The organism is Knoellia aerolata DSM 18566 (genome assembly GCF_000768695.1).
Taxonomy (GTDB): Bacteria; Actinomycetota; Actinomycetes; order Actinomycetales; family Dermatophilaceae; genus Knoellia; species Knoellia aerolata.
Genome location: NZ_AVPL01000045.1, coordinates 20,306 through 29,222 on the forward strand (window position 1 = coordinate 20,306; position 8,917 = coordinate 29,222).

Genomic DNA, 8,917 nt, shown 5'->3' on the forward strand with positions numbered 1-8,917 from the left:
TCGCCCCGGTGCGAGAAGACATCGGCGCCCCGGCCACAAGGTGAGACGCACGAGTTGGAGGGGGCGGACGGCATACGGAAGCATGGGGTCCGTGACCCAGACCACTCCTGACGTCCTGCGCACGACCCTCCACCCCGCCGACCCGGCCGATGCGCCGTGGTGGCGCGACGCGGTGATCTACCAGATCTACCCGCGCTCCTGGTCGGACTCCGACGGCGACGGCATCGGCGACCTGCCGGGCATCACGGCGAGACTCCCCTACCTGCGCGACCTCGGGGTCGACGCGGTGTGGCTCTCGCCGTTCTACGTCTCCCCGATGAACGACGCCGGCTACGACGTCGCGAACTACCGCGACATCGACCCGCTCTTCGGCTCGCTCGCGGACGCGGACGCGCTCATCGCCGGAGCACACGACCTCGGGATCAAGGTGCTCGTCGACCTCGTCCCCAACCACTCCTCCAGCGAGCACGAGTGGTTCCGGGCCGCGCTGGCCAGCCCTCCCGGCAGCCCCGAGCGGAGCCGCTACATCTTCCGCGACGGCCGCGGCGAGGGCGGCGTGGAACCGCCCAACAACTGGCCGTCGGTCTTCGGCGGTGCCGGCTGGACCCGGGTGACCGAGGCGGACGGCACCCCCGGGCAGTGGTACCTCCACATCTTCGACACCACCCAGCCCGACTACGACTGGAACAACCCGGAGATCGGCGACGAGTTCGTCTCGATCCTCGAGTTCTGGTGTGCGCGTGGGGTGGACGGCTTCCGCGTCGACGTCGCCAACGCCCTCGTCAAGGAGGACGGGCTCCCCGACTTCGACGGGCCGCTGCAGGCGTTCGACGCCACCGACCACAACCCGGAGGCGGCGCTGCCGTCGCCCCCCGGCGAGCAGGCCGAGGTCGACGACGAGGGCCCTCGGGCACCGATGTGGGACCAGGAGGGCGTCCACGAGATCTACCGACGCTGGCGCGCCGTCCTCGACGCGCAGCCCTCTCCCCAGCGGATCCTCTGCGCCGAGGCGTGGGTCAAGCCCGGCCACCGGCTGGCCCGATACGTGCGTCCCGACGAGATGCACCAGGCGTTCAACTTCGACTTCCTCGACACGCACTGGGATGCCGCGAGCCTGCGAGCCGTCATCGAGCACTCCTACCGCGACAACGACGCCGTCGGCGCACCCACGACGTGGGTGCTGTCCAACCACGACGTCGTGCGCCACGCCTCCCGCCTCGGTCTCGACCAGTCGCTCCCCCGCCCCAACGGCATCGCCGCGGACCGGGCCCAGCCGGACACCGCGCTCGGGCTGCGCCGTGCCCGCGCGGCCACGATGCTCATGCTCGCCCTCCCGGGCAGCGCGTACGTCTACCAGGGCGAGGAGCTCGGCCTGCCCGAGTCGACCGACATGCCGCACGAGTTCCGCCAGGACCCGACCTTCTTCCGCACCCAGGGCAAGGAGATCGGGCGTGACGGGTGCCGGGTGCCGATGCCGTGGGTCAAGGACGCGCCCAGCCACGGCTTCGGGCCCTCGGACCGGACGTGGCTGCCGCAGCCCGAGTCCTACGGCGCGTATGCCGTGGACCAGCAGGCCGGTGTCGAGGGCTCCACTCTGGAGCTCTACCGGTCGCTGCTCGCCGCCCGGCGCGCGGGCCGGCTCGGCCTCGGCGCGGCGTCGTGGCACGAGCTGTCCGGCGACGGCGTCGTCGCCCTCGTCAACAGCTCCGGCGACGACTCGCGGCGCACCCTGGCGCTGGTGAACCTCGGCTCGGAGCCGGTGCGGCTGCCCGACGGTGCACAGGTCACCCATCGCTCGGGTGAGCTGACGCCCGACGGGCTGGTCCCGACCGATGTCGCCGTGTGGGCGGTGCTCTGAGGCATGGCCCGCGCCACCGACTTCGCCTACTTCGACCAGAACGGGCCGATCGCGATGGCCCACCGTGGCGGGGCGGCATACGCCCCCAACGTCGGCCTCGAGAACACGGTCGGTGCCTTCCGCCGCGCCGTCGACATGGGCTACCACTACCTCGAGACCGACGTGCACGCGACGTCCGACGGTGAGCTCGTCGCCTTCCACGACACCCACCTCGACCGCGTCACCGACGGCGAGGGTGCGATCCTCGACCTGCCGTATGCCGCGGTGCGCGAGGTGCGCATCAACGGCACCGACGCCGTGCCGCTGCTCACCGAGCTGCTCGAGGAGTTCCCGACGACCCGGCTCAACATCGACATCAAGGCCGACTCGGCGCTGGCCCCGACGGTCGACACGATCCGGCGGCACGCGGCCACCGCGCGGGTGTGCATCGGGTCGTTCAGCGAGCGTCGGGTGCGGGCCGCGCGTCGCGCCCTCGGCCCGTCGCTCGCCACCGCCGCCGGCCAGGTGGGGACGGGGCTGCTGCGCTTCGCCCCGCAGGTCGTCTCGCGGTTGCTGCACACGCCGGCACCGGTGCTGCAGATCCCCACGACCCACCGGGTCCGGGGGCGGGACCTCACCCTGGTCACCCCGGGTCTCGTCGAGGTCGCCCACCGTCTCGGCAAGCAGGTCCACGTGTGGTTCCACGAGTGGAGCGACGAGGACGCCGACGAGATGCACCGGCTCCTCGACCTCGGGGTCGACGGCATCGTCACCGACCACATCGACGTCCTGCGCGACGTGCTCGTCGAACGCGGGCACCCGCTGACCCCGGCGGCCTGACGCGCGCCGCCCTCCTGAGGGCGCGCGGCATCACGTAGCGTGACCGGGTGAGTGATCGGGGTGGTGCGGCGGTCGGGGTGGGGACGCGCGACCGGGTGGGCCTGTTCGGGCCGGAGTTCGCGGCGCTGACCCTCGCCATCGTCGCGCTCATCACCGTCATCGCCTTCGAGTCCATGGCGGTGTCGACCGCCATGCCCGAGGTCGCCGTGGAGCTCGACGCGGTGCGCTCCTACGGGCTCGCCTTCTCGGTGATGCTCACGCTCCAGCTCCTCGGGATCGTGCTCGCCGGGGTGTGGTGCGACCGGTCGGGTTCGCTGCCGTCACTGCTCGTCGGGCAGGTGCTCTTCGCCGTCGGGTGCGGCATCTGCGGGGCGTCCACGGAGTTCGCACCGTTCCTCCTCGGGCGCGCGGTCGCGGGCCTCGGGGCGGGGCTCACGTTCGTCGCCGGGTTCGTCGTCGTCGGGCGGGCCTACCCGGCAGCCCTGCGCCCCAAGGTCTTCAGCGTCATCAGCGCGGCCTGGGTGCTGCCCGCCCTGCTCGGGCCGGTGCTCGCCGGGTGGGTGACGAGCACGTGGTCGTGGCGCTGGGTCTTCTGGGTCGTCATCGCCCCGGTCGTCGTCGCGCTCGTCGTCGTCGTCGCCCGTCGCGGACAGATCCAGGCGGCCGACACGGTGGTCGAGGCGTCGGGTCGGGACCACCGCTCCCACGTCCGCGCGGCGTGGTTGGGGCTCGGCATCGCCGTCTCCGCCGGCGTCATGCAGTGGGGCACCCACGAGCTCGAGATGTCGTGGTCGCCGCGGACGGTCGCCGGCCTGCTCGGCCTGCTCGGCATGGCGGTCTGCGCGCCCCTCCTGCTCCCCCGCGGCACCTTCGCGATGCGTCGCGGCCTGCCCTCGGTGATGCTGAGCCGCTTCTTCCTCCCCTGCGCCTTCTTCGGGACGATCACCTACGTGCCGCTCATGCTCACCGGTGAGCGCGGCTTCTCCCTGGCCCGGGCGGGGACCGTGCTCGCGGTCGGGTCGATCGGCTGGTCCCTGGGGTCGTGGATCCAGGGTCGCGACCGGTTCGCCGGCTCGCGTGACCGGCTCGTCAGCCTCGGCGGGGCGTCGTTGGCGCTCGGGCTGCTCGGCGTCGTCGCCATCACCCATCTCGGCTGGTGGCCGTGGCTGACTGCCGCCGCTCTCGCGGTCGCCGGGCTCGGGATGGGGCTGGGAACCGCCAGCCTCTCGGTGCTCGCCCTCTCGCTCACCCCGCCCGCCGACCACGGGTCGGCGTCCTCGTCGCTCCAGCTGTCCGACGTGCTCGGCTCGGTCATCGGCATCGCCGGGACGGGTGCCGTGTTCGCGGCCCTGCACACGCGCGCCGGCGAGGACGTGCCGGTCTTCGTGACGATGTGGCTGGGGACGGCCTGCGTCGCCACCCTCGTCGTCCTCGCCGGCCGCCGCATCCGCACCTGACCCGACTCCTTGCGTCCGCAAAGGTGGTCGTGTTGGCGACCATCTTTGCGGACGCTGCGGTGAGACGGTGACGCTGGAAACGTTGGGGCACAGCGGTTCTGACGCTTCGTTGGCTGTCGGTGGTCGCCCCTAGAGTCTTCTCATGGCCACCGAAGCAGCAGAGCTGAGCTACGCAGAGTGCCTGCGGCGCCTGCACGCTGCTCGCGAGGCGGCGGCGGCGCTGCCGGGCGTGACCTGGCAGGCCACCGGTGCGGAGCTGGCCGAGGGGATGGAGGCGCTGGGCGACCTCGCCGCGGTCGGAGAGGGCGCCGAGGTCGCCCTCACGGTCGAGGCCGTCGAGCGTGGCGAACCGGCGAACGCGAGCCCGCCCCTGACCGCCCGGGACTGGGTCGCGGCTCACCACCGTCGGTATGCCGTCGTCGGCGCCTCCCGCGTCGCCGTGGTCGCGCAGGCGTGCCGCGACCCCCGCCACGCCATCCTGCGTGACGCCGTGGTGTCGGGGCGGGTCAGCATCGGCACCGCCCGGGTTGCTCTCAACGAGATGCGACTCCTCAAGCCGCACCTGCGGCCCGAGGCCGTCGACAGCGTCTGGGCCGGGCTGATGACGCTCGGCGAACGTCACGACGCCCGCACGGTCCGGCAGCTGCGCGAGCACCTCCTCGCCACCCACGGCCTCGAGGGCGACTTCGACGACAGCGAGGACCGCGCCCGCCGCGGCCAGTCGCTCTCGGCCGGGCGTGAGGTGGCGCCGGGGCTGTTCGAGTACCTGCTGCGGATCTCTCGCGAGGGCCGCGCCGCCCTCGAGGCCGCGATCGGGCCGTTGTCGGCGCCGGCCCCCGTCGACGGCGAGCCCGACCTGCGCCCCCACGACCAGCGCCGGGCCGAGGCCCTCCTCGCGGTCATCGGCCGCGCCCAGGCCGCGGGCGACAGGACGTGGTCCTCGACGAAGGCCCAGGTGTTCGTCACCATCTCCCTCCAGGACCTCCAGCGACGGGCCGGGAGCGGGACCCTGCTGGGCGGACTGACCACCGGCGAGCTGGCCACGCCCGAGACCGTCCGGCGCTGGGCCTGCGACGCGACGATCATCCCGACGGTCCTGGGCAGCCGTGGCGAGGTCGTCGACCTCGGTCGGGCCGAGCGGTGGTTCACGCCGGCCCAGATCAAGCGGCTCTGGCTGCGCGACCGGCACTGCACCTATCCGGGGTGTGATGCCCCAGCGTCGTGGTGCGACGCCCACCACCTCATCCACTGGGCCGACGGTGGAGCAACCGACCTCGACAACGCCGCCCTCCTGTGCCAGCGGCACCACACGACCGTGCACTCGCAGCGGTTCCACGGCTGGGTCGCCACCGACGACCAAGGCCGATCCGGTGTCGTCTGGGACCGCACCAGAGGGGCGTACGACGACGCCCTCGCACGCCTCGACTCCGGCCTCGGCCGGGCCGCAGGCGACGATGCCGCCCGACATCGACGATGACCCCGCCCCGGTCCCTGACGCCCACGCGGTGTCAGGGTCATCGGGCTGCGTGGTGGAGCGGCGGCGCGGTGACCAACGTCCCTGCCGACGCTCCGTGCCCGGGCGGAGACTGGAGGTGCACGAAGGAGGTTCGGCCATGACCACGTCACACCTCACCCCTCGGGGCGACAGGACCGCCACCTCAGGGACCCCCGGCAGGGACGCCGACCGCGCCTACCGTCGCGCGTGGTGGTCGCTCGCCCTGTTCCCCGTCTCCGTCGTCCTCGCCTTCCTCGTGGGCGAAGGGATCTTCAGCCTGCTGAGCAACGGTGAGGGCGATCCCGGCGTGTGGACCGTGCTGCTGGCGGCAGTTCCCGCGCTGGGAGTCATGGTGGTCCCCGGAGCACTGGCCCTGCAGCAGGGCCGGAAGGCGCGTCGCCTCGGCCGACGCGACGGCATGGTGCCCGCCATCGTGGGCGCCGTCGTCGCGCTCGGGTTCGTCGGGTTGAACGCCGCGTCCTACCTCATCGGCCTCCTGGTCGACTGACCTCAGCGACGGGTGAGCGCGTGGCCCGCCGGCGTGGTGAGCCGTGTCCACGGACCGCTCGTCGCCACGGTCGCCTCCGCTCCCGGCGTCAGGAACCCCAGAGCGTATGCCGCGAAGGCCAGTGCCGCCGGCACCCCCGGTGCGTCCGGGACCGGGCGGCGCCACACCTGGGCGCGCAACGACGCCACGGCGACCGCGCCGGACCCGTCAGGCGCCCCGCTCGTGACCTCGGCGATCCCCTCCGATGCGCTGCGCTGCAACGCCTCCGAGGCGACCGACCCCAGGGGCTCCCATCCGCCGCGGGGCGGGGAGACCGCGGCCCACGCAGCGTTGACCCTCATGGGCGGCACGGGCAGCACCGCCGGCTCCCCCTCACGCGCGACCCGGTCGGTCACGGCCGCCAGGGGGACGAGGACGTCGAGCTGGGCCGGTTCGGCCAGGGCGGAGGTGCGCAGCCCGAGAGTGGTCCCGACCCCGAGCAGGCCGGTGCCCGGGAGCACGCCGACCCACGCGGCGAGGACCGACCCGACGGCCTGGAGCCGCACGGCACCGTCGGCGTCGAGCGCTCGGGCGCGGGCGGCATACCGTCCGAGGTCCAGGAGGGACTCCGCATCGGTGAGGACGAGTCGTGACGGGCCGATCGCGCTCACCGGCGTGACCAGCGGAAGGCGACCGGGCCGCCGACGTGGCCCTGGAGGACCGACCGCTCGTCCTCGGTGATCCGGCGCGGCCCCGCGGTCCTGAAGTCGTAGAGCACGAGCCCGGTCTCGGCGAGCGCGTAGACGCCCTCCCCCAACGACTCCGGGTCCCGCACGACGTAGCCGAGGGTGAAGCCGGCGCCGCTCGTGCGGGTCACCCACATGTCGACCTCGATCGGCTCGGGGCGGTAGGTGAGGGGTGCGAGGTACTCGATCTCGTGGCGCGACACGACGACGCCACCGTCGAGGAGCGACTTGTCGGCACCGAACCACTCACGGAATCCGATGACCCGGGCGTCCTCGAGAAGGCGGAGGTACTGGACGTTGTTGACGTGCCCGTAGGCGTCCATGTCGGACCAGCGCAGTGGCACCTCGGTCCGGTAGGGCCGTGGGGCCTCGGGGTGGGGGTCGGGCTGGGGCATGGGGAACAGTCTGGCAGCCCCGGCGGGTCGCCGACGATGCGCGCCGCGGAGCACCACGGCCACGGCGGCGGCGCCGTGCGACCCCGGGCCGGACCTGCGCGGACCGGGCCATACGCTGGGGAGATCGGAAAGGTGGTCGTGATGCCAACAGACGTGGGGCGCCCGTGGCTCCGGCACTACGCGGAGGGTGTGGCTCCGGACATCGAGCTCCCGGAGGGCTCGCTCGTCGACCTCCTCGACAACGCGGTGGCGACCTTCGGAGACCGGGTGGCACTGGAGTTCTTCGGCGCGGAGGTCACCTACACCGAGCTCGGGCGGAGGGTCGCCCGCGCAGCCGAGGGCCTGCGCCGTCTGGGTGTGGGTCCCGGCGACCGGGTGGGCCTCGTGCTCCCCAACTGCCCCGAGCACATCGTCGCGTTCTACGCGGTGCTCCGGCTCGGTGCCGTCGTCGTCGAGCACAACCCGCTGTACACCAAGTCCGAGCTCGCCCACCAGTTCGAGGACCACGGGGCGAGCGTGGCGGTGGTGTGGGACAAGGTGGCACCGCTCGTGCAGGGTCTGCCGGGGGTCGAGCACGTCGTCGCCGTCGACATCACCGCGTCGATGCCCCTGACCAAGCGCCTCGCGCTCCGGCTCCCCGTGAGCAGGGCCCGGACGGCGCGCGCGTCGATGACCGGCCCTGCCCCGGGAGCCCTCCCCTGGAACCGGCTGCTGGCGCACGACCCCCTCGACAAGGACCACCCCCGCCCGGTGGTCGGCGACCTCGCCGTCATCCAGTACACCAGTGGCACGACCGGCACGCCCAAGGGCGCCATGCTCACGCACCTCAACCTCGGAGCCAACGCGGCCCAGGGCCGGGCGTGGGTGCCCGGCCTCGTCGACGGCGACGAGGTCGTCTACGCGGTGCTGCCGATGTTCCACGCGTACGGGCTCACCCTGTGCCTGACGTTCGCCATGAGCATCGGCGCCCGGCTCGTCCTCTTCCCGAAGTTCGACGTCGACCTCGTGCTCGCCGCGGCGAAGCGGCACCCGCCGACCTTCCTGCCGGCGGTCCCGCCGATCTACGAGCGGCTCGCCCGCGCGGCGAAGGAGCGGGGAGTGGACCTGTCCTCGATCCGCTTCGCCATCTCGGGGGCGATGCCGCTCACGACGCAGACCCTGGAGCTGTGGGAGTCCACCACCGGCGGCCTCCTCGTCGAGGGCTACGGCATGACCGAGACCTCACCGGTCGCCATCGGCAACCCGATCGGTCTCACCCGCCGACCCGGCGCGGTCGGGGTCCCCTTCCCCAACACCGAGATCCGCGTGGTGGACCCGGCGCGCCCCACGGCCGACCGCGCCCCCGGGGAGCGCGGCGAGCTGCTCCTGCGTGGACCGCAGGTCTTCGGCGGCTACTGGGGCAAGCCCGACGAGACGGCCGAGACCCTGCTCGAGGGAGGGTGGCTGCGCACCGGTGACATCGTGGAGGTCGACGGGGACGGCTTCGTCACCATCGTCGACCGCATCAAGGAGCTCATCATCACCGGCGGCTTCAACGTCATGCCCTCGGAGGTCGAGGCAGCGCTCAAGGACTACCCGGGCGTGACCGACGCGGCGGTCGTCGGCCTGCCGCGCGACGACGGCAGCGAGGAGGTCGTCGCCGTGGTCACGACCGATGCGG

At 73.1% G+C, this 8,917-nt stretch carries 8 protein-coding genes; 6 read left to right on the top strand and 2 right to left on the bottom strand.

The window, feature by feature from the left end:
* Positions 1–82: 82 nt before the first annotated feature.
* From N801_RS14215 to N801_RS14235, 5 genes are all read left to right on the top strand, one after another.
* On the top strand, positions 83–1,858 hold the full coding sequence (locus N801_RS14215) for a glycoside hydrolase family 13 protein (RefSeq protein ID WP_052113068.1): 1,776 nt from the start codon (positions 83–85) through the stop codon (positions 1,856–1,858).
* Between the two features lie 3 nt (positions 1,859–1,861).
* Positions 1,862–2,677 (top strand): glycerophosphodiester phosphodiesterase family protein, encoded by an 816-nt coding sequence (locus tag N801_RS14220; RefSeq protein WP_035939113.1) that lies wholly within the window; start codon positions 1,862–1,864, stop codon positions 2,675–2,677.
* Positions 2,678–2,724: 47 nt separating this feature from the next.
* Entirely contained in the window at positions 2,725–4,134 is a 1,410-nt protein-coding gene (locus N801_RS14225; protein WP_156996784.1) for an MFS transporter, read from the top strand.
* A 142-nt stretch (positions 4,135–4,276) separates the two neighbouring features.
* Complete coding sequence (locus N801_RS19865) at positions 4,277–5,611, top strand: HNH endonuclease signature motif containing protein (protein WP_052113071.1); 1,335 nt, start codon at positions 4,277–4,279, stop codon at positions 5,609–5,611.
* A gap of 136 nt (positions 5,612–5,747) precedes the next feature.
* Positions 5,748–6,137: a hypothetical protein gene (locus tag N801_RS14235; protein ID WP_035939115.1), complete on the top strand. Its 390-nt coding sequence runs from the start codon at positions 5,748–5,750 to the stop codon at positions 6,135–6,137.
* Between the two features lie 2 nt (positions 6,138–6,139).
* Here N801_RS14235 and N801_RS14240 read toward each other — a convergent pair whose 3' ends face one another.
* Together N801_RS14240 and N801_RS14245 are read right to left on the bottom strand one after the other, a co-directional pair.
* Positions 6,140–6,787: a DUF8185 domain-containing protein gene (locus tag N801_RS14240; RefSeq protein WP_035939117.1), complete on the bottom strand. Its 648-nt coding sequence runs from the start codon at positions 6,785–6,787 to the stop codon at positions 6,140–6,142.
* Complete coding sequence (locus N801_RS14245; RefSeq protein WP_052113073.1) at positions 6,784–7,257, bottom strand: acyl-CoA thioesterase; 474 nt, start codon at positions 7,255–7,257, stop codon at positions 6,784–6,786. Before N801_RS14245 ends, N801_RS14240 begins: the two co-directional genes overlap by 4 nt.
* Before the next feature lie 141 nt (positions 7,258–7,398).
* On the opposite strand from N801_RS14245, the gene N801_RS14250 reads away from it, so the two are divergent.
* On the top strand, positions 7,399–8,917 hold a 1,519-nt coding region (locus N801_RS14250), incomplete at its 3' end, for a long-chain-fatty-acid--CoA ligase (RefSeq protein ID WP_035939148.1).